This window comes from Methyloferula stellata AR4, from assembly GCF_000385335.1.
GTDB lineage: Bacteria > Pseudomonadota > Alphaproteobacteria > Rhizobiales > Beijerinckiaceae > Methyloferula > Methyloferula stellata.
In genome coordinates this window covers 3,125,180-3,147,201 of record NZ_ARWA01000001.1, presented here as the reverse complement: position 1 = coordinate 3,147,201, position 22,022 = coordinate 3,125,180, and the positions used below count along the sequence as shown (strand labels likewise).

15 protein-coding genes are annotated in these 22,022 nt (G+C 60.6%); 8 read left to right on the top strand and 7 right to left on the bottom strand.

Features of this window, described 5'->3' with window-relative positions; genetic code table 11:
• The first annotated feature begins 293 nt into the window (after positions 1-293).
• From A3OQ_RS0115490 to A3OQ_RS25215, 5 genes are all read left to right on the top strand, one after another.
• On the top strand, positions 294-536 hold the full coding sequence (locus A3OQ_RS0115490) for an acyl carrier protein (RefSeq protein ID WP_020176322.1): 243 nt from the start codon (positions 294-296) through the stop codon (positions 534-536).
• Between the two features lie 383 nt (positions 537-919).
• Positions 920-2,182, top strand: coding sequence for a beta-ketoacyl-ACP synthase II (fabF, locus tag A3OQ_RS0115485; RefSeq protein WP_026595873.1), 1,263 nt, complete (start codon positions 920-922; stop codon positions 2,180-2,182).
• Between the two features lie 299 nt (positions 2,183-2,481).
• Complete coding sequence (gene mltG / locus A3OQ_RS22660) at positions 2,482-4,203, top strand: endolytic transglycosylase MltG (protein ID WP_020176320.1); 1,722 nt, start codon at positions 2,482-2,484, stop codon at positions 4,201-4,203.
• A gap of 70 nt (positions 4,204-4,273) precedes the next feature.
• Entirely contained in the window at positions 4,274-5,689 is a 1,416-nt protein-coding gene (locus tag A3OQ_RS0115475; protein WP_020176319.1) for a DegQ family serine endoprotease, read from the top strand.
• A 350-nt stretch (positions 5,690-6,039) separates the two neighbouring features.
• Positions 6,040-8,829, top strand: a complete 2,790-nt coding sequence (locus A3OQ_RS25215) for an autotransporter outer membrane beta-barrel domain-containing protein (protein ID WP_020176318.1) — start codon at positions 6,040-6,042, stop codon at positions 8,827-8,829.
• A gap of 35 nt (positions 8,830-8,864) precedes the next feature.
• On the opposite strand, the gene parC is transcribed toward A3OQ_RS25215, so the two are convergent.
• Complete coding sequence (parC, locus tag A3OQ_RS0115465) at positions 8,865-11,117, bottom strand: DNA topoisomerase IV subunit A (RefSeq protein ID WP_020176317.1); 2,253 nt, start codon at positions 11,115-11,117, stop codon at positions 8,865-8,867.
• A gap of 327 nt (positions 11,118-11,444) precedes the next feature.
• Between parC and A3OQ_RS0115460 the strand changes: the two genes are divergently transcribed.
• Positions 11,445-11,657, top strand: a complete 213-nt coding sequence (locus A3OQ_RS0115460; RefSeq protein WP_020176316.1) for a hypothetical protein — start codon at positions 11,445-11,447, stop codon at positions 11,655-11,657.
• A 31-nt stretch (positions 11,658-11,688) separates the two neighbouring features.
• Here the strand turns inward: A3OQ_RS0115460 and recO are convergent, their stop codons facing one another.
• The gene (gene recO / locus A3OQ_RS0115455; protein WP_020176315.1) at positions 11,689-12,417 is read right to left on the bottom strand and encodes a DNA repair protein RecO; all 729 of its coding nucleotides are present in this window, start codon (positions 12,415-12,417) and stop codon (positions 11,689-11,691) included.
• 451 nt (positions 12,418-12,868) lie between these two features.
• On the opposite strand from recO, the gene A3OQ_RS0115445 reads away from it, so the two are divergent.
• Positions 12,869-13,570 carry an outer membrane protein gene (locus A3OQ_RS0115445; RefSeq protein ID WP_020176313.1) on the top strand — a complete coding sequence of 234 codons (702 nt, stop codon included), beginning with the start codon at positions 12,869-12,871 and terminating at the stop codon, positions 13,568-13,570.
• Positions 13,571-13,699: 129 nt separating this feature from the next.
• Here the strand turns inward: A3OQ_RS0115445 and A3OQ_RS0115440 are convergent, their stop codons facing one another.
• From A3OQ_RS0115440 to eno, 5 genes are all read right to left on the bottom strand, one after another.
• Entirely contained in the window at positions 13,700-15,013 is a 1,314-nt protein-coding gene (locus A3OQ_RS0115440; protein WP_020176312.1) for a pyruvate dehydrogenase complex dihydrolipoamide acetyltransferase, read from the bottom strand.
• A 93-nt stretch (positions 15,014-15,106) separates the two neighbouring features.
• Positions 15,107-16,495 (bottom strand): pyruvate dehydrogenase complex E1 component subunit beta, encoded by a 1,389-nt coding sequence (locus A3OQ_RS0115435; protein ID WP_020176311.1) that lies wholly within the window; start codon positions 16,493-16,495, stop codon positions 15,107-15,109.
• Positions 16,496-16,508: 13 nt separating this feature from the next.
• A complete protein-coding gene (gene pdhA / locus A3OQ_RS0115430; RefSeq protein ID WP_020176310.1) occupies positions 16,509-17,543 on the bottom strand; it encodes a pyruvate dehydrogenase (acetyl-transferring) E1 component subunit alpha in 1,035 nt (344 codons plus the stop codon).
• Positions 17,544-17,762: 219 nt separating this feature from the next.
• Positions 17,763-18,086: an FtsB family cell division protein gene (locus A3OQ_RS0115425; protein WP_020176309.1), complete on the bottom strand. Its 324-nt coding sequence runs from the start codon at positions 18,084-18,086 to the stop codon at positions 17,763-17,765.
• 129 nt (positions 18,087-18,215) lie between these two features.
• Positions 18,216-19,499 carry a phosphopyruvate hydratase gene (eno, locus tag A3OQ_RS0115420; RefSeq protein WP_020176308.1) on the bottom strand — a complete coding sequence of 428 codons (1,284 nt, stop codon included), beginning with the start codon at positions 19,497-19,499 and terminating at the stop codon, positions 18,216-18,218.
• 417 nt (positions 19,500-19,916) lie between these two features.
• On the opposite strand from eno, the gene A3OQ_RS0115410 reads away from it, so the two are divergent.
• The gene (locus A3OQ_RS0115410; protein ID WP_244427164.1) at positions 19,917-21,962 is read left to right on the top strand and encodes an SUMF1/EgtB/PvdO family nonheme iron enzyme; all 2,046 of its coding nucleotides are present in this window, start codon (positions 19,917-19,919) and stop codon (positions 21,960-21,962) included.
• Positions 21,963-22,022 lie beyond the last annotated feature (60 nt).

Below are 22,022 nucleotides of genomic sequence, written 5' to 3'. Positions count from 1 at the left end.
GCTCTCGCCAAGCCGAAAGAAGTATGTTACCAGATTCGTGTAGGCCGCTGGATCGTTGATCTTTCTAGGGCTTATGCCTTTTGAAGACCGACCGGATTCGCCGCTTGATGCTTCGAGATGGATCGGCGGCTGCGTCGAGAAGGAATTTTGACTTCCTCCGCCTCCGCGATATAGGGACGTGAATGTTTCTCCAAAACCTTGTGCCTCGTGCGAGGCACTCTTTCGTTTTACCTATGCTCTAAAGCATATAGGCTTGTATCTGCTACTCAAGTGAGGACGGGGATCCTACCATCATGAGCGATGATGTCGCCGAGCGCGTAAAGAAAATTGTGATTGATCATCTCGGTGTCGATGCGGACAAAGTCGTCGACAACGCGAATTTTATCGAAGACCTCGGCGCCGATTCACTGGACACGGTCGAATTGGTCATGGCTTTCGAAGAGGAATTCGGTGTCGAGATCCCGGATGATTCCGCGGAGACTATCGTCACCGTCGGCGATGCGATCAGCTTCCTGCAGAAAGCAACGGCGGCGTAAAGTCCTAAACCCGGGCTTTTCTGTTTTGCGCGGGCAAGCGTCTCATCGGATGAAATGTTCGATGCGCTTGCGGCACGGGACCGGGCTCGGCGCTATCCAAGGATGAGTCGGTTCGACGCCTGTAGACGGGTTTTCGAAATTTCGTCCCTATCGGAACCTCGGAAGGCATCCGCTGCTCCGGGTTCTGTCCAAATGCTACCCTGCTTTCAATGCCATGACACAAGTGAAGCGGCCAGCCGTTCACGTCGTGGCATGAGTGAAATGGCCTGCGGCGCACGTGAAAGGGCTTGCCGTTTCACGGTGCGGCAACGACACCGGTCGCCGCGGCTTGCGGGTCGTTTTGCCATCGTGGGCAATGAGACACGGTTATTTCAAGGTCCTGAATGAGAAGAGTGGTCGTCACGGGTCTCGGCATGGTCTCCCCGCTGGCCAGTGGGGTGGAAGCCAGTTGGTCGCGCCTGATTGCCGGACAAAGCGGCGCGGGCCCTATCCATGGATTCGAAACATCGGATCTTCCCTGCCGCATTGCGATGCATGTGCCGCGCGGCGACGGCAGCGATGCGACCTTCAATCCCGATCAATGGATGGAGCCAAAAGAGCAGCGCAAGGTCGATGATTTCATCCTCTACGCGATCGCGGCGGCGACCCAGGCCCTTGACGATGCGGATTGGCACCCGAAAAGCTATGAGGACCAGATCAAGACCGGCGTTTTGATCGGCGCCGGTATCGGCGGCCTCGGCGGCATTTATGAAACCTCGATCATCTTGAAGGAAAAAGGCCCGCGCCGGGTCTCGCCTTTCTTCATTCCCGGCCGCCTCATCAATCTGACCGGCGGCTATGTCTCGATCATGCATGGCCTCAAAGGACCGAACCATTCGGTGGTCACGGCCTGTTCTACGGGATCGCATGCGATCGGCGACGCCGCCCGACTTATCGCACTTGAAGATGCCGATGTCATGGTCGCGGGCGGCGCCGAATCATCGATCAACCGCATCGGCATCGCGGGTTTTTGTGCCTGCCGTGCCTTGTCGACCAATTTCAACGACCGCCCGAAGGCGGCATCCCGGCCTTATGACAAGGACCGCGACGGCTTCGTCATGGGCGAGGGCGCCGGCTGCGTGGTGCTTGAATCCTATGACCACGCCAAGGCGCGCGGCGCCAAGATCTATGCCGAGGTCGTTGGCTACGGTATGTCGGGCGATGCCTACCATATTACCGCGCCGGATCCGACGGGCGATGGCGCCTACAGGGCCATGGCGGCCGCGATCAAGCGGGCAGGGATCGCAGCGTCTGATATCGACTATGTGAACGCCCATGGAACATCGACGCAGCTCGGCGACGAACTTGAATTGCAGGCGGTGCATCGTTTGCTCGGCGACGCGCCGATCAATTTATCGCTGTCTTCGACAAAATCGGCGATCGGTCATTTGCTCGGCGCGGCCGGCGCCGTCGAAGCGATCTTCTCGATCCTCGCCTTGCGCGATCAGATCGTGCCGCCGACCTTGAATCTCGACAATCCTTCGGTGGAAACGAGCATCGATCTCGTTCCGCATACGGCGCGCAAACGCAAAGTCGATTTTGCGCTTTCGAATTCCTTCGGATTCGGCGGCACGAATGCCTGCCTTATTTTCCGCCGCCCGGAATGAGGACGGTTTGCCTGCGGCTGGGAAATGGTAATAATGTGCTTGGCTTGCGCATCACGCCTTCGTGAGCGTCGCAACACGTGCAATTTTGAGGCGGCTGGCATCAAATCTTCACAATGCCAAGTTTCAAGCGCTTGGATGTTGGCAGATTCGGCTGTGTTCGCGCTTTTTACCACATGGCCGGGCACGAAATGGTGTGATGTAAGCGGTTCGTGGAGTTCATGGGTATGACCACTCCTGACGATGCCAAAACGCCTCCGCCTGATGCGGATGGCCGCTCTAACGGTTTTTTTGGCCGTAGGATGACATTGCAAAGCCCGAACGAAGCGCTGCAGCCTGAAGCGGCGCCGCCGCCGCCGGTCCAGCAGCGCAGTCGGAAGCGGTCGCGCCTGTCCGCTTTAAGCGGGTTTCTGTCGTTCCTTCTGATTATCGCCGTCGTCGCAATGGCTGGCGTCGTCTGGGGCGTTCACCGTCTTGGCGCGCCGGGCCCGCTCACCGCGGACAAGGTCGTCATCATCCCCCGCGCCGAATTCCTGGACATCACCGCGCAGCTCGAGCGTGAAGGCGTCATCGAAAATACCCTGCTCTTCAACGCGGCCCTGATTTTCGCGGGCAATCGTTCGAAACTCAAGGAAGGCGAATATCTCTTCAAGCAGAACGCGAGCCTGCGCGATGTGATGGATACGCTCGTCAGCGGCAAGCAAATTCTCCACACGGTCACTCTGCCGGAAGGACTGACAAGCGAACAGATCGTTCAGCGCCTCAGTGAAAGCGATGTCCTCGGCGGCGACGTCAGGGATATGCCGAAGGAGGGGAGCCTCCTGCCCGAAACCTACAAGGTCACGCGTGGCACGACCCGCAGCGATCTCATCAAGAAAATGCAGGACGATCAAAGGAAGGTCGTCGATCAGATCTGGGCGCGGCGCGCGAGCGATCTTCCGCTGCGGTCGCCGTACGAACTCATCATCCTTGCGTCGATCGTCGAAAAGGAAACCGGCAAGGCGGATGAACGGCCGCGTGTCGCCGGCGTCTTCATGAATCGTCTGCAAAAGCACATGCGCCTGCAATCCGACCCGACCATTGTCTATGGCCTCGTCGGCGGCAAAGGGAGCCTCGGCCATTCGATTTCGCGGGCCGAACTCGACAAGTTCACGCCCTATAATACCTATGCCATCGAGGGGCTTCCGCCGGGGCCGATAGCCAATCCGGGCCGTGCGGCGCTCGAGGCCGTGGCCAATCCGTCGCGGACGCAGGATCTCTATTTCGTGGCCGACGGAACCGGCGGCCACGTCTTCGCGGCGACGATCGACGAACATTCGCGCAACGTCCAGCGCTGGCGGCAGATCGAAAAAGACGCCAAGGATAAAATCGCGCCGGACGTCGATAAAACGGTTCCGGCGGCGACGCCCAAACCGGGGCAGAGGAGCGAGCTCGACCAAGTCCAGTCCGTCTATGGCGCTTTGCCCGACTCGATCGATCAGTCCGGAGTTGCGAGCTATGCCGGACCGTCTTTGGCGATGACGCCGGCAGGGGCCGCGATCGCAAGACTGGCTCCGCTTCCCGAGGCGACGGCCATGGCCATAGGACCGGCCGTGCCGGATCCGGTGGATGATGCGAAAAAACCGGTGGCGCGTTCGCAGAAGCCGTTGAACGGCTTCAACATGGGGCCCGGTGTCGACGATCTTGGTCTAAAGGTACCTACAGCCGATGGCCGGCTTTCGGCCGCCGACGCGCTCGATGGGCCGGCACCTCCCGTGCAACCTTCCGACATAGCGCCCGACACCACGGCCTTCACGATGTCCGCCGCGCGCCGCGCCGAGCTAAAAGACCGCGCCGCGCGGGCAGGTCTCAATCCGGGTGCGGATAATGCGACGCAAGCGCAAGGACAGAATGCGTCGGGCGGGCCCAATGGACAACAGGTTGCACACGCGATCTACGATGTCTCGGAAGGCACGTCGATGGATCCTTTGCTCAACAAGACCTATGACCTCAATTCCGCCAAAACCGTGCCGTCGATGAAATAGCACGCATTGAAGCGAGCGGGAGGTGGCGTCGGGCTGCTTTCGCGCGCTTACCTCCGTGAAGAGAAAGCAGATGCAATTGAACTCGAGCGCTCTGAGGCTGTTTTCGTCGCTTGCCGCTCTCATTCTCGTTCAAACGGTCCCGCAGGCGGAGCCGGTCCGGCAAGCCCCTGAAACGCGCCCGCAAATGCTGCTCTCCTTCGCGCCCGTCGTGAAGAAAGTGCAGCCCGCCGTCGTCAACGTCTATGCGTCGCGTACGGATAAGACTCCGCGCAATCCGCTGTTCGACGATCCGGTCTTTCGGCGTTTCTTCGGCAATGGCGGCACGGAGCGGCCGGGCGGACGGACCTCGCAATCGCTCGGCTCCGGCGTTCTCGTCGATCCGTCTGGGCTCGTCGTCACCAATTATCACGTCATCGAAAACATGACCGACGTGAAAGTCGCCTTGAGCGACAAGCGCGAATTCGAGGCGAAGATCGTGCTGCGCGATCAACGCACTGATCTTGCGCTTCTAAAGCTCGTCGGCGGCTCGAATTTTCCAACCATGGAGCTCGGCGATTCCGATGCGCTCGAAGTCGGCGATCTCGTGCTCGCGATCGGCAATCCGTTCGGCGTCGGCCAAACGGTGACGCAGGGCATCGTCTCGGCGCTGGCGCGCACTAATGTCGGGATTTCGGACTATGGCTTCTTCATCCAGACGGATGCCGCGATCAATCCCGGCAATTCGGGCGGTGCGCTCGTCGATATGAACGGCAGGCTCGCGGGGATCAATTCGGCGATTTTCTCGCAAAGCGGCGGATCAGTCGGAATCGGCTTTGCGATTCCGGTCAATATGGTGAAGATCGTCGTCGCCGCCGCGAAAAGCGGTGCGAACCAGGTTCATCGGCCCTGGCTCGGGGCAAGCCTGCAAACCGTGTCGCGCGACATTGCCGATTCGCTTGGGCTCGATCATCCCTCAGGCGCGCTCGTCACCGACATCACTGCGCATACGGCGGCCGCCGATGCCGGGCTGAAGCGCGGCGATCTCATCATGGCCATTGACGGGCAGACGGTCGACGATCCGGAGAGCCTTGGCTACCGGCTCGGTACACGGCCGATCGGCGGGACAAGTTCCTTGGCCGTGCTGCGCGACGGCAAACCCGTGACGCTCAGCATGAAGCTTTTGCCGGCGCCGGAAATCCCGCCGCGCGATCCGGTCAAATTCGCCGGTGCCACGCCCTTTACCGGCGCGACCGCGATCAACCTGTCGCCCGCCGTGGTCGAAGAATATTCGATCGAAGGCGTCAAGGACGGCGTCCTGATCGAAGCGGTCGAAGACGGCTCGCAGGCGGCCCGCATCAATATGCAGAAGGGCGACATTATTTTAGGCGTCAATGACACCAAGATCGCAACGACGCGCGATCTCGAAAAGGCGATCGCCGGCAAACATGCCTATTGGAAGCTGATCGTCGCGCGCGGCGGCCAGGTGCTGACGAGCGTGTTTGAGTGAATAGCATCATCCGAAAAGATGTCGGATGAAGATGATGTGTCAAAATAAAAACAACCTGTCGAGACACGGGCTTGCGGAAAGCTTGGTCGGTCTGTTGCTGTCGAGTCACGCCTGGATTCATTGTGCAGCCCTCAGTCAATTGCGCTTGTGGACCGACAATGACTCTGCATAGCTTTGGCTCCGCAATCCAGACGACTTCGGCTTGAGACCTCCCAGACCCAAAAGAAAGACCAATGTGTATGAGTATGGCTGCGTCATCTAGCGCAGGCAGGGCGCGGCGCCGTGGGCTTTTCCCCGCCATTGCTCTGGCCAACTTGCCAATCCAGATCACCCTCGTTGCGGCATTTGCAATGAGCGCCGGTCCGGCTTTCTCCCAAACAATCGGAGGCTCGAGCGGATCAGATGTCTATTCCGATGCCCCGAGCGCGGGCGGCACGGGGGTTACTGGTTCGAATGGCAGCGATGGGACGTCAGCCCCTTCTGGTGGATATGGCACAGGCGGTGGCGGCGGCGGTGCCGGCGGTGGTACTGGCGGTTCAGGCGGTGGCAGCGGCGCTGGCTCCGGCGGTTCAGGTGGCACATCAAGCAGCATCAATGGCGGCGATGGCGGAACTGCGACCGGCCAAGGCGGCGGCGGCGGTGGTGGTGGCGGCTACAATGGCAACGGCGCGGGGGTTAGCGCGCTTAGCAATGCGACTCCGCTCACCGGCGGGGCCGGCGGCAATGGTGGCGGTGAACTGGCGAGCGGGGCGAACGGCAGCGGTGGCGGCGGTGGCGGCGCCGGTGGCTATGGCGCCATCGTGACGGGCACGAGCTCAAGCAGTAACACGAATACGATCAGCGGCGGCACTGGCGGTAATGGCGGGAACGGAAATACCGGCGGCAATGGCGGCGGCGGCGGCGGCGGTCTTTATTTCTCGGCGACGGGAGCGAACTTCACCAATGCAAGCACCGGTTCCATAACGGGCGGAGCCGGAGGCAATGGCGGCCATGGCGGCAACAGCGTCGGCGAGTCTAATGGAGGCACCGGCGGCGCGGGCGGTATCGGCATTTCGATATCGGGCACCGTCATCAATTTAGGCGATATCACAGGTGGTCAGGGCGGGACAGGCGGTACCACTGACGGTGACACCGCCGGCAATGGCGGCGCGGGTGGGGCCGGCGCTTCCTTGGGCAGCGGAACGAGCCTGACTCTCGGCACAAATGCGCGCGTGATTGGTGGTAATGGTGGCAGTGGCGGCAGCATTGTCAGCTTCAGCGACGGCGGGTCCGGCGGCAATGGCGGGGCTGGCGGCGTTGGCGTTTCTCTCGGCAGCGGCGGCACCTTGACGATTGGTACAGGCGCGAGTGTGACCGGCGGCAATGGCGGAGCGCCCGGTGCAGGCGTTCCCGGCGGCGCCGCGGGCGCTGGCGGTGTTGGCGTCGTTGGCTCTGATCTGACCATCATTAATGCCGGCACGATCAGCGGCGGCTTTGCCAACAACGGCGCTGGCGCGCAGAACTACGCGATAGAGCTCACTGGCGGTACGAATAGCGTCGGTTATGGCGGCACGATCAACGGCGGCATTGACGTCGCGGGCGGCTCCTTCACGCCGGCCGCGACGGGATCGGCAGTCGGCACGCCATTGACGATCACGGGTCCGCTCACCTTCGCAGCAGGCACGACCTACACGGTCCGTATCACGCCGACGGCGAATGACAGCGTTGTCGCCACCGGCACCGCGACGCTGACAGGCGCGAACGTCTTTGTCGCGGCGGGCGCCGGTACCTATACGACGGGCCAGCGGACGATCATCACCGCCAATACGCTCGCAGGCACATTCACTGGGGTGACGAGCAACCTCGCCTTCCTCGCGCCGACCCTCGCCTATGATGCGACCCATGTCTATCTGGACATCACGGGTAACACGTCAAACGGAAGTATCGACTATCGCACGGCGGCGGCCAATCGAAATCAATTTGCGCTCGCGAGCGCCCTGACCAACGCAGGCGCAAACAATCCAAATGCGCCGATCATCACGGGGCTCAACCAGCTCACCGCATCGCAGGCGCAAGCGGCGTTCAATTCGCTCTCCGGCGAAGGCATCACCGCTGCCGACACCGCAGGTTTGCAGATGAATGCGCTCTTCGGCGACGCGATGAGCGATCAAACGACGCTGTGGCTCGATGGCGGCAGCAATGCCAATGCGGTTGTGCTGACCGGGCCGCCGCCCGGCGTGCTCTTCTATGCGCCGGTCACGAAGAGCCCCATCGTGGTGCATGATCCGCTGCTGCCGCCCGTGCGCACGTGGCGGGCCTGGGCCTCGGGCTTTGGCGCCGACGAGACCGTGCATGGCGTTGCCAGCCTCGGCACCACGGCGCAGTCGGCCGAGCTTTATGGCGGCGCCATGGGCATCGACTATCAGATCGCGCCTGACCTTCTCTTTGGCGTCGCCGGCGGCGGCTCGAACGGCAATTTCTCGGTGCCGGGCCGCGCCACTTATGGCAGCGTGACGGGTGGTCATATCGGCACTTATGGCGTGGCAACCTTCGGTGCCTTCTATGCCGCGTCTGCGACGTCGCTCTCCTTTTTCCACAATAGCGAGACGCGTTCGCTGACGGGTTTTGGCGGACTTGCCGGCGAGACCGACCATGGCGCCTATAATTCGCGCGCCGCGCGAACCAGGCTCGAAGTCGGACGCCGCTTCGCCGACGTCTATGGCGCGACGATCACGCCTTTCGTGGCGCTGGAAATCGCCGATCTGCGCGCCAACGGTTTCAGCGAGACACCGACCATGGGCACAGGCGCTTTCGCGCTCAATGTCCAGGGCAGGGACACCGCCTCGGTGCCGGCCTATCTCGGACTGCGTTTCGAAAAGCTCTTCTATCTTGGCTCCGGCATGAGCTTGAAGCCGGTGCTGTCGCTGGCCTATGGCCATGATTTCGCGCCGGAACGTCAAATCACCAATGCGCTCCTCGGACTGGCTGCGGACCCGTTCGAGATCGATGGGGCGCGATTGGCCCGCGACTTCGCGCGGACAAAGGCTGGTTTCGAACTGACGCTGGCGCCCAACGCCATGGCCTTTGCCAATTTCGACGGCGAATTCTCCGGCCGCGATCAGCTCTATGGTGGCAAAGGCGGGGTGAAGCTTATCTGGTGATCTAAAGGCCGTTCGGAAAAGACTTTAAGCAGAAATCACTCGAACTTATTGCTCTTTGGGAAGCCGCGCGGCGGCAGCCGCCCGGCATCGGCGCGCGCACCGATCCATTCCTTGAGATCGCTTTTGCCGACGACAAAACTCCGGCCTGCCGGATCTTTCCAGCTCAAGCCATCCTTCAAAAAGAAAACCCTTACATCGGAGACGTTGCCGTCTTTGTATTTTTGCAGGCGCACGCCCTTGCCGCGCGCCATTTCCGGCACTTGATTGAGCGGGAAGACAAGCAGCCTGCGGTTCTCGCCGATGATCGCAACATGGTCGCCCTCGGCGGGGACGATGAGCGCGGCATTGAATGGCTTGTCGACGCCCATCAACTGCTTGCCTTTGCGCGTGCCGGCGATCATCTCGTCCTGCGGCGCGACGAAACCGCGGCTGTCGGTTGCAGCAATCAGCATCTTGGCGCCCGCCACATAAGGGAAGACGGCGACGATCTCTTCGCCCTCGCCAATATCCGCCATGAGACGGATCGGTTCGCCGTGGCCGCGCCCGCCGGGCAGTTTGGCAGCATCGAGCGTAAAAATCTTGCCGTCCGTCGCGAGGACAAGAATTTTGGAAATGCTTTCGGCGAAGAAGGAAGACTGGAACTGGTCGTCGCCTTTGAACTGCAGGCTCGAGAGATCGGCGACATGACCTTTCAGCGCGCGAATCCAACCCTTTTCGGAGACGACGATCGTCACCGGCTCGCGCTCGACCATGACGCTTGCAAGATCGAAATCGGCGGCATCTGGCGCTTCGTCGAAAGTGGTGCGGCGGCGGCCAAGCGCGGTCTCGCTTGAGAATTTCTTTTTCAGCTCGCGGATCTGCGCGGTGAGCACCTTCCATTGCTTGGCCTCGCTCGCCAGCAATTTTTCGATCTCGCTCTTTTCGTTTTCAAGTTCGTCGTGCTCGAGCCGAAGCTGCATTTCCTCAAGGCGGCGCAGGCTGCGAAGCCGCGTGTCGAGAATGTAATTGGCTTGAACGTCGGAGAGTTCGAAGGCCGCCTTCAAGGCGTCCTTCGGTTCGTCTTCCTCGCGGATGATGCGAATCACTTCATCGAGATTGAGGAAGACGATCAGCATGCCGGCCAGAACTTCGAGCCTGTGCTCGATCTGACCGAGACGATAGCGCGAGCGCCGCACCAAAACTGAGCGGCGATGGTCGAGCCATTGCTGCAGCGCCTCCTTCAAGGAGATCACCCGCGGCACGACGCCGTCGACGAGAACATTCATGTTCATCGGAAACCGGCTCTCGAGCTCCGTGAGCTTGAAGAGCTGTTCCATCATCATGACGGGATCGACGGTGCGCGAGCGAGGTTCGATGACGACGCGCACATCTTCGGCCGATTCGTCGCGGATATCGGCGACGAGCGGCAGCTTTTTATCGTTGAGAAGCTCGGCGATTTTTTCGATCAGGCGCGACTTCTGCACCATGTAGGGAATTTCGGTGACGACCACCTGCCAGACGCCGCGTGCCCCTTCTTCTTTCGCCCAGCGCGCGCGCAGGCGAAATGAGCCACGGCCTGTCTTATAGGTCTCGGCGATTGAGGCTTTCGGTTCGACGATGATACCTCCGGTCGGAAAATCCGGACCTGGCGTGAAAGCCAAGAGATCGTCCACGGTGGCGTTGCCATGCGCGATCAGATGCAGCGCGGCGTCGCAAAGCTCGGCGACATTATGCGGCGGAATCGACGTCGCCATGCCGACGGCAATGCCTTGTGCGCCATTGGCGAGAAGGTTTGGAAAAGCGGCAGGCAGAACCACCGGCTCTTTTTGGTCGCCCGAATAGTTTTCGCGGAAATCGATCGCGTCTTCGTCAATGCCTTCGAGCAGAAGACGTGCGACTTCCGTCATCCGCGCTTCGGTGTAGCGATAGGCGGCGGCGCTATCGCCATCGATATTGCCGAAATTGCCTTGTCCATCGACGAGCGGGTAGCGCGACGAAAAATCCTGGGCGAGCCGGACGAGCGCATCATAGATCGCCTGATCGCCGTGCGGATGGAACGAACCCATCACGTCGCCGACGATCTTCGCGCATTTCTTGAAGGCGGTGCCCGGGTCGAGCCGCAGGATCTGCATGCCATAGAGGATACGGCGGTGAACCGGCTTCAAACCGTCGCGCGCATCGGGCAGGGCCCGCCCCATGATGGTCGAAAGCGCATAGGCGAGATAACGCTCTTCGAGCGCTTCGCGCAGATTGACAGGATCGGTGCTGCCGCCGGTGGGCGGTGCGGGCGGAGCGACATTCTTTCCCATGATTCTCCAACGGCTAAACGATGGCCTGAGTCGGTGCAAGCGCTACGGTTTTATACGTAGAGGTCAAAGCGAATTGACGCAGATGTCTTTCCTCGCGTTGTGTGGCGAACCTGCACTAGCGGCAAAAACCTGCGGGCATTAAGGCTTTTTAGATTCGAATTGTCGGCTTGCCAGCCGTGGATTCACAAAAGGCAATTTATTCACACTCGCATATTTATCATTTCACATTGTGATGAATCGCAATCAGCCTGACAACGCACAGGCTTTTTAAGATCGGCCGGCTGAATCAATGAGGCCGGATTGAGACATAGCTTCGGAAAGAGACGTATGATCAGGACTTTTGCCATTTTCAGCTGCGTCGTCGGTTTTTTCGTAATTGTTCTTGCCATTGCAAGCACACCGCAATCGGGGGACGTCGAAGCCCGGGAAACCGCGGCCTCGGTGGACGGCTGCACGACGCGCGAAGTGGCGCTCGATCAAGGCTATGGTGTCAGCCGCAAAGTGTCGCAGCGGGTTTGCGGCGCAGCCGGCGCGCCATAATCGGCCGGTCTGAGGCGGCCATTCTCCCGTCTCATGCAGATTTGGAAATCTCGGCGAGATAGGCGTGATGCGCGGCCGGCATGGCGAGGCCACGCGGCGCGAAGAGATCGCGCATCAGGAAATATTCCGTCAATCTGAATCCGTCGCGAATGTCGCAGGGCGGCGGCTTCGTGTCGTGATCCTCGCCGCGTAAAAAGGCCGGCAAGGGCAGAAGCTTATCACGGTAAGGCGCGCCTGCCTCGCGCGATACGGCGCGGCCGGATTTCGGCGAGACATAGATCAGATCCTCATGGCCGCCGGTTGCGGCGCAACTGTCCAAATCGAGACCGAATCCCAGTTCGGCGAGGATTACCATTTCAAAGCGCACGAGCATGGCCGGGATATGCTCGGATGTGTCGAGTTCATCGGCGATCAGCGAGGCGGCGCGATAGAGATTTTGGTGAGGGTCGCGTTCCGGCATCAGCCGCAAGAGACTCGTGATGAGGTTCAAGGCGTGCAAAGCTTCGCTGTTTGCCAAAAACCTCGAGGCGCGCAAGGCCGTCGCTTCGACCGCGAAGGTACCTAGGTGTTCATCGAGTCTCGCGCGCCAGACGAGATCGGCCTGATTGCCTGGCTGCAGCACCGCATGCATGCGTTTGGAGCGGCCGCCTTTGACAAGGCCCAGATGCCGCCCATGCGCTTTCGTCATGACTTCGAGGATGACACTCGTCTCGCCATATTTCTTGAGCCCGGTGATCAATCCTTCGTCGCGCCACTCCATGATTCAAGTCCGCTGACAAACGTGAGAAAGTTACCGAAAAGTTGATGAATCGCTGTGAGCGAATGTTTCATTTCGGTTTCAAGCGTGAACGCATCCCAACCCAAATTCGCCACACTTAAATTGCACTATTTCTACATCCGATGTGCGTGTTCTTTTCTGTTGTTTGCATGCATCACATCTCAAATGAAATGTGTCTTTTGCATGTACCTCATAGGGAGTCCCCATATTGTGATCGGCCACGAGGTTGACCGCCAAAACATTATCAAACAAGTCACCATAAGGGAAAAGAAAAGCCGCGAAGCAAGGATTGCTTGAATTGGTTATGCCAGTCTCTCGATTGACGAATGTCAAAGCGTGAACGCGGTGTTTTTCCTTTAAAGCGCTCTTAAGATTGGGGGGTGCAAACCAACGGTCTAAGATGCGTGTTCCAGGCTAAACGAGGTCAAAAAAAATGATGCGTAAAATCCTTCTGACGAGCGTTGCGGTTCTCGCAACTTCCGCGTCGGCCTTTGCGGCCGATCTTCCGAGTCGCCGTCAGGCGCCTCCGCCCTATCTCCCGCCGCCGCCGCTCTTCACCTGGACCGGCGTCTATCTCGGCGGTCAGATCGGCTACGAATGGGGACGTGAGCCGGCGACCTTGGTGTCTTCGCAGCCGTCGGGTGTCGTCGGTGGCGCGCACATCGGCTACAACTACCAGGTCCAGCAGTTCGTCATCGGTCTCGAAGGTGACGTGAACGGCACGAGCTACACCGGCAGCGCATTCAGCGTCCTCGGCCCGATCTCCGCCTCCACGAAGATCCCGGTTGATGCTTCGATCCGCGGCCGCGTCGGTTATGCCTGGGATCGCACCCTGATCTACGGAACGGGCGGTGTCGCCTTCGCCGATATCAAGGACAGCTTCGTCACGCCCGGCGCCTTCGCTTCGTTCGATCGCACCCGGGTCGGTTGGACCGTCGGCGGCGGTATCGAATATGCCGTCACCAACAATTGGTCGGTTCGTGCGGAATACCGCTACACCGATTACGGCCGCTTCAGCGATGCTGTCTTCGCTTTCCCGTTGAACCATCACTCGACGGATAATCGCGTGCAGGCGGGCTTCAGCTATAAGTTCGATACTTTTGCTCCGCCGGCTCCGGTCCTCGCGAAGTACTGAGTTTTAAAAACTAGGCTTTTGTACTGAGCCTCATAAATCGGGATCGTTCCGCTGATTGCGGGACGGTCCCGATTTTCGTTCGACGGATGATCTTATCCGAAAAGCGAGGCCGCGTTTTCGGATCGTGCTCTAGATCAGCATGCTGATTGGATTCTCGATCAGCTTCTTGAAGGCAGAGATCAGCTCGGCGCCTTTGGCGCCATCCATGGCGCGATGGTCGCACGAGATCGTCGCGCTCATCATATGCGCCGCGACGATCGCACCATTTTTGACGATGGCCCGTTCTTCGTCCATGCCGATCGCCATGATCGACGACTGCGGCGGGTTGATCACCGCGCAGAAATCCTTGATCCCGAACATGCCGAGATTGGAGACGGCCGTCACGCCGCCTTGATATTCGTTCGGCTTGAGACGGCGCTCCTTGGCGCGGGCGACCATATCCTTCATCATGTTCGACAGAACGGACAGCGGCAGCGTATCGGCGGCGCGCACCACCGGCGTGATCAACCCGTCGGGTATGGCGACGGCGACGGCCACATCGGCATGCTGATGATGCAGCATCGCCGCTTCGGTAAAGGTGACGTTGGCACCCGGCACGCGCACGATCGCAAGCGCCAAAGCCTTGATCACCATATCGTTGACCGAGATTTTGTAAGCCGGTTTGCCATCCTTGTTCAGCGGTGCGGAGCGGTTGATGTCCTCGCGCAGCTTCAAGAGCGTGTCGATCTCGCAATCGACGGTCAGATAGAAATGCGGGATCGTCTGCTTCGCTTCGGCGAGGCGTCGCGCGATCGTCTTGCGCATCGTGTCATGCGGAACGGCCTCATAGGTGCCGGGCTCGAAATAGGCTTTGATGATCTCATCGGAAAGGCCCGGCGTATAAGCGGGGCGTGCAGGCGGCGCGGGCTGAGGCTTCGGTCCTTCGGCGAGCGCTGTCTTGACGTCGCGTTCGACGACGCGGCCATGCGGACCCGAGCCCTTAATCGCGGCAAGATCGACGCCTGTCTCCTTGGCGATCCGGCGTGCCAGCGGCGAGGCGAAGATCCGTCCGTGATCGGCATGCCCATTGAGTGCCGCGGCTGGCGTTGGAGATGGGGCGGCGCTGATCGGGGCAGGGGCAGGGCTCTCGGAAGCAGGCGCAGCCGCGCTCGCGGTCGGCGGCGCGGCCTTGGCCGAAACCGAAATGGCGCTTGCGTCCTCGCCCTCTTCGGTGATGAGGCCGATCACATCGTTGACGGGCACATCGGCCGTGCCGTCGGGCACGACGATCTTCGCCAAAATGCCTTCGTCGACGGCCTCGACCTCCATCGTCGCCTTATCGGTCTCGATCTCGGCCAGCACGTCGCCCGATTTGATCTTATCGCCTTCCTTCTTCAGCCAACGGGCAAGGTTGCCCTTTTCCATCGTGGGCGAGAGCGCCGGCATGAGGATATTGATCGGCATGGAAGACCTCTTTCAGAGAGGATTCGAAATAAGTCTGGCTCGCAGAAGCTTGCGCCAGACCGACCATTCAATTTTTAGAGCGGCTGGCGAGTATCACTTGTAGCAGACCGCCTTCGCCGCCTGCACCACATCGGCAACGCTCGGCAGAGCCAGCTTTTCGAGATTTGCGGCATAGGGCATGGGCACGTCGCGGCCCGTGACACGCAAGACCGGCGCGTCGAGATAATCGAAGGCCTCGGCCATCAGCACCGCACTGATTTCGGCGCCGACGCCCGATTGCGGCCAGCCTTCTTCAACCGTCACGCAGCGGCCGGTCTTCTTGACCGAGGAGATGATCGTCGCCGTATCCATCGGCCGCAAGGTGCGCAGATCGATGACTTCGGCCTCGATACCGTCCTTGGCCAGGTCCTCGGCGGCTTTGAGCGCATAGGTCATGCCGAAGGAGAAAGAGACGATTGTCACATGTTCGCCCGGCCGAGCGATCTTCGCCTTGCCGATGGGGACGAGATAATCCTCGATCTGCGGCACGTCGAAGGAATGGCCGTAGAGAATTTCGTTTTCGAGGAAGATGACCGGATTGGGATCGCGGATCGCGCTCTTTAACAAGCCCTTGAAATCCGCTGCGCTATAGGGCGCGACGACCTTGAGGCCTGGGATATGCGAAAACCAGGCGGAATAATCCTGGCTATGTTGAGCGGCGACACGCGCCGCTGCGCCATTCGGGCCGCGAAACACGATGGGGCAGCCCATCTGGCCGCCCGACATATAGAGCGTCTTGGCGGCGGAATTGATGATCTGATCCATTGCCTGCATGGCGAAATTGAAAGTCATGAATTCGACGATCGGCCGCAAGCCGCTGAGCGCGGCGCCAATGCCGAGACCTGCGAAAGCATGTTCGGTGATCGGCGTATCGACGACGCGGCGGGCACCGAATTCCTGCAAGAGACCTTGGCTGATCTTATAGGCGCCCTGATATTCGGCGACTTCCTCGCCCATGATGAAGACGGTCTCGTCGCGGCGCATTTCCTCCATCATGGCATCACGCAACGCTTCGCGGACAGTCATCGTGACCATGCTCGTGCCGGCCGGAATGCCCGGCTCTTCGAGCCTGCCCACCACGGCGGGGCTCGCAGGCGGGGCTACCGCCGGTGAGGGCGCTTCGATCTTCGGCGCAGGCGCTTCGGCCTGGATTGCAAGCGCTTCGGGCTTCGTGGCCGCAGGCTTCGGCATGGCTTCGCCGTCGTCGCCCAAGATCACGCCGATCGGCGTATTCACGGCGACATTCTCGGTGCCGTCGGGGATGAGGATCTGCGCGAGCGTGCCTTCGTCGACGGCCTCGACTTCCATCGTCGCTTTGTCGGTTTCGATCTCGGCGAGCACGTCGCCGGAGCGCACCTTATCGCCTTCCTTCTTGAGCCATTTGGTGAGTTTGCCCTGTTCCATCGTCGGCGACAGGGCGGGCATGAGTATATTGGTTGCCATTCTGTCTCGACCCTTATTTCAGGACATCCGTCCAAAGTTCGGACGCATCCGGCTCGGGATCGTTCGTTGCAAATTCCGCCGCTTCGGCGACGGTCGCGCGGATCTTCGCGTCGATCTTTTTGAGATCGTCTTCGCTTGCTTGATTGTTGCGCAGCAGACGGGCGCGAACCTGCTCGATCGGATCATGCTCCTCGCGCATTTTCTGCACTTCTTCCTTGGCCCTATATTTCGCCGGATCGGACATGGAATGGCCGCGATAGCGATAGGTCTGCATTTCGAGAATGATCGGACCATTGCCGCCGCGGCACCAGGCAGTCGCGCGGTCGGCGGCGGCTTTGACGGCGCGAATGTCCATGCCGTCGACCTGTTCGCCCGGAATGTTGAAAGAGGCGCCACGCTTTGAGAAATCGGTCAGCGCCGAGGAGCGGGCGACCGAGGTGCCCATGGCATAGAGATTATTCTCGATCACATAGACGACGGGCAATTTCCAGAGCTCCGCCATATTGAAGCTCTCATAGACTTGGCCCTGGTTCGCGGCGCCGTCGCCGAAATAGGTGAAGCTGACATTGTCGTTGCCGCGATAGAGATTGGCGAAGGCGAGGCCGGTGCCGAGCGGGACTTGCGCGCCGACGATGCCATGGCCGCCGTAAAAATGCTTCTCCTTCGAGAACATGTGCATGGAGCCGCCCTTGCCATGCGAAAGGCCGCTCTTGCGTCCGGTCAATTCCGACATCACGGCCTTCGGGTCGAGGCCGGCGGCGATCATATGGCCATGATCGCGATAGCTGGTGATCGTCTGATCGCCGTCTTTCGCGGCCATCATCATGCCGGTGACGACGGCCTCCTGGCCGATATAGAGGTGGCAGAAGCCGCCGATCAGGCCCATGCCATACATCTGACCGGCCTTTTCTTCGAAGCGGCGGATCAAAAGCATGTTTTCATAGGCGGCGAGTTCTTCCTCTAAAGTGAAGTCGCCGACATTCGAGGACGGCGGCGCGGCGTCTTTTCCTCCGGCTGCTTTGGCACGGGTGGACGGTGATGCGGCCATGAAATCCTCTTGCAAACGCTCGCCTTTACCAAACGCCGAACCGGTCCGATCAAAGCCCGCGGCTGTTATCCCAAAGGCCTGATGCGAGCCGGTTCGTCGCCTGACTCTGGCATACCTAGGAAATTAACCCAGCTTGGTTGTGAAGGCGAGGAGGCAAAACGGCCAATAGACCTATATTTAGGCGGAGCATCACGCTTTTATGAAACTTTGCAGGCGGATTTATTTTTGTGGGGACGCCACGAAGATCACCAGCTCGTTTTTATGGCTCAATCCGAGCAATCGGCGCGCTTCCTCGTCGAGAAGGTCGCGATCGATGGTCTGGCCCCGCATCAGGTCGATCTTATGCGCCCATTGCGCATGTTCGGCGCGAAGGTGGCCTAGATCCTGCTCAAGAACCGCGATCTTGTGCTCGTATTCGTCCTTGGTCTTGAGGCCGCGCTCGCCGTTCAGCGCGTGCCAGACGAAATAGCCCCCAACCGTGCCGGAGACGCAATAGAGCAACAGCGGAAAGAAGACCGCGCGAACGCGCCTGCGGATGACCATGCGCCGACATTGGCGAATCAGGGTTAGCGAGAAATTAAGACGCAAAGCAAATTCAGCCGATTAGGCGAAGAAATCGTTACCTTCGCCCAAAAGGCCCAGCTCGGAAGTCTCGCTCGGACTCAAAATGCCCTAGCGGTGGGCTTTGAAGGCCTTGATGCCGGCATAGAGCGCCTGATCGCCCAATTCTTCTTCGATGCGGATTAATTGGTTATATTTGGCCAACCGGTCGGACCTGGCGAGCGAACCCGTCTTGATCTGCCCGCAATTCGTCGCCACCGCGAGATCGGCGATGGTCGAATCCTCGGTTTCGCCGGAGCGGTGCGACATGACCGCCGTATAGGCTGCCCGATGCGCCATTTCGACGGCTTCGAGTGTCTCGGTCAGGGTTCCGATCTGGTTGACCTTGACCAGGATCGAATTGGCGATGCCTTTGTCTATGCCTTGGGCGAGACGCTCGACATTAGTGACGAAAAGATCGTCGCCGACGAGCTGGCATTTTGAGCCGAGCAGATCGGTCACGGCCTTCCAGCCCTCCCAATCGTCCTCCGACATGCCGTCCTCGATCGAGACGATCGGATAATCGGCGGCGAGTTTGGCGAGATAGGCCGCCTGTTCCGCCGGCGAGCGGGTTTTGCTTTCGCCGGCATAATGATAGGCGCCGTCCTTGAAGAACTCGGTCGAGGCGCAGTCGAGGGCGAGCGCTATGTCGGTTCCGGGCTTGAAGCCTGCCTCTTCAATGGCCTTGAGGCAGAATTCGAGCGCGGCCTCGGCAGAGGGAAGGTTCGGCGCAAAGCCGCCTTCATCGCCGACATTGGTATTATGGCCGGCCTTCTTTAAAGCGCCTTTCAGCACATGAAAAACCTCGGCGCCCCAGCGCACCGCCTCCGCCAGCGAAGGCGCGCCGAGCGGCACGATCATGAATTCCTGAAAGTCGATCGGGTTGTCGGCGTGAACGCCGCCATTGAGAATATTCATCAAAGGGACGGGTAGGGTGCGCGCCTGGATGCCGCCGACATAGCGATAGAGCGGTGAGCCCGAAGCCTCCGCCGCGGCTTTCGCCACAGCGAGCGAGACGCCCAAAATCGCATTGGCGCCAAGCCGCGCCTTGTTGGATGTGCCGTCGAGCGCGATCATGGTTTCGTCGATCAAAATCTGATCTTCGGCATCGAAGCCGGACAGTGCATCGAAAAGATCGCGATTGACGGTTTCAACCGCCTTGAGGACGCCCTTGCCGCCGAATCGATGCTTGTCGCCGTCGCGCAATTCGACCGCCTCGTGCGCCCCGGTGGAGGCGCCCGACGGGACCGCGGCACGGCCCAGGGACCCATCTTCCAAAGTTACGTCGACCTCGACGGTGGGATTGCCACGGCTGTCCAGGATTTCCCGGGCGACAATGTCGAGAATCGCAGTCATTTAAGCTCCTTAGGCGTTATTATTCATGTATTAGATGAGCATTCGGGAAGGCCGGGCGGCGGCGCCGGTTCGAGCCCTTCAGGTCTGCCGCGCTCGACGCGGGTTTTCTAGCATTGCAAGATGACGCGCGCTTTTACGCTGAAGAAGCCCGGGAAAAAAGCTCAGTTTTGCGCAAATACGGGAAAATTTGCCGATCGCGTGAACCGGACCGTAAGGCCGCGCGACTGATACTTGACCGCTTCACGGTGCTGCAACGCAAGTGCGCTAGCGCACATCCTAAGACAACCAAGACTTGCGACCTACGGCCGTAAGCCTACGATGGCACCGACCGTGATGTGGACTCGTTTGCGCATGCGATGGAAACGTGCGCGCGTTCTATAATGCCAACACGAGGTCATGTCCGTGACAGAGCCGACAGTGAGCAAACCGCAGGGATCTTCGGGCGTCGGGCCGGGCACGCGGCTGAACGGTGTCTTCGAGATCGACGAGTTGATCGCGATCGGCGGCATGGGCCGCATCTATCGCGGCCGCGCATTGGAGACGGGCGACAGCGTCGCGATCAAGATGATCCGGCCGGAACTCGCCGAGAACGACACCTATCTGGCGCTGTTTCGCAAGGAAGCCTCGGCTCTGCATCGCACGCCGCACGATGCCATCGTCCGCTATTACATCTTCACGACCGATCCGAATCTGAAAGCGCCTTATCTTGCGATGGAATTCGTCGAGGGCGACTCGCTTTCGAATATTCTGAAGCGCCGGCCGCTCGACCTTGCCGCCGCGCATGTGTTGCGGCGGCGGCTCGCGGCGGGCCTCGAGGCGGCGCACCGGCTCGGCGTGATCCATCGCGATGTCTCGCCCGACAATATTATCCTTCCCGGCAATGATCCCAATCGCGCCAAGCTGATCGACTTCGGCATAGCGCGCGACAGTTTGGGCGGTGCGACGGTGATCGGCGAGGATTTCGCCGGCAAGTCGAATTTCGCCTCGCCCGAGCAGATCGGTCTTTATGGCGGCATCGTCACAGCCAAGAGCGATATTTATTCGCTCGGACTGACGCTGGCCGCGGCTTTGCTCGGCGCGCCCATCAAAATGTCGGGCACGCCCGCCGATCTGGTGCTCATGCGTCAGAAAGTGCCGGATCTGAGCGGCATCGACCCGGAGATCCGGCCTCTATTGGAGCGGATGCTGCAGCCGGACCCGGCCAATCGTCCAGACAGCATGGCGGAAGTCGCGGCTTGGCCGGACCCCGTGCCGTCCACGCAAATGGCTGGCGGCTCACCGCCTGCGACGCCACCGCCCGTCCCAGCGATGCCGAAAGCCACGCGACGCCGGTCGCGTGGCTCTGGCTGGTTCGTTCCGGCGGCATTAGCCGGCGTCATCGCTCTTCTCGGTTTTGCCGGCTGGCATTTTCTCAGCGAACCGCCTGCGAAAAAACCGGCGTCCGAGGCTTCGATCACCGCTGCCGCGACGCCGAGCCTGCAACCTGCTTCCGAGCCGGAGCTTCCCGCGGTGCCTGCGCCTGCCGCCAAAGAACCGCAGGCCCACGCCATGGCTCCGCCTCCATCTCCGGTCGAGACGCGGACGCAGGAACCGCTTGGCGCGGCACCCGCCCAGACACCGGCCCCTGCTGCCGTGTGGGATGAGCCGACACCAGCGTCTCAGCCATCTGCGCCGCCGGTTCCCCAGCAGGATGCGGCGGTGACGCGGCCCGAGCCGGTCGTTGCGCCGCCGGTTGCCGTCCCGCCGCCGCCGGTCAAACCGACGGCGCCTGGCGCCTTTCGCGATTGTCCGACCTGTCCGGAATTGATTGCGCTACGCGGCGGTCCCTTCGCCATGGGAAGTAGCAGCGATCCGACCGAGAAGCCGGTTCACAAGGTGACGGTCGGGTCCTTTGCGATCGGGCGCCTGCCGGTCACCGTCGGCGAATGGCAGCTTTGCTTCAACGACAAGGGTTGCAGCGCGAACGCGGAGGGCGATCCCGACACGCCGGTTCACAATCTGAGCTGGGACGATACGCAGCAATATCTGACCTGGCTGTCGCGGGTCAGCGGTCACAGCTACCGGCTTCCGACCGAAGCGGAATGGGAATATGCGGCGCGGGCCGATACGACGACCCGCTATTGGTGGGGCAATCAGTTCGAGCCGCAAATGGCCGAGTGCCACGGCTGCGGTCCATCGGTTTCGAACGATCCTCCGAAGGCCGGACTTCATCCGGCGAATGCTTTCGGGCTTCGCGACGTAACTGGGTCGGTCGCGCAATGGGTCGAAGATTGCTGGCATAAGGATTTCAAGGCTGCGCCCGCCGACGGGTCGGCCTGGGTCGCGCCACATTGCGGACAGCGCGTGTTGCGCGGCGGCTCATGGGCCAGCAGTCCGGCCGACCTCAGGATCACCGCCCGTGAATTCTACGATCAGACCGTCCGCTATCCGGGCCACGGGCTGCGGGTCGCGCGCAATATGTGAGCAGCGCGTAACGAGAAGATTTTAAAGAATGAATTTCATAGGCCATTGGGCCGCTTAGGA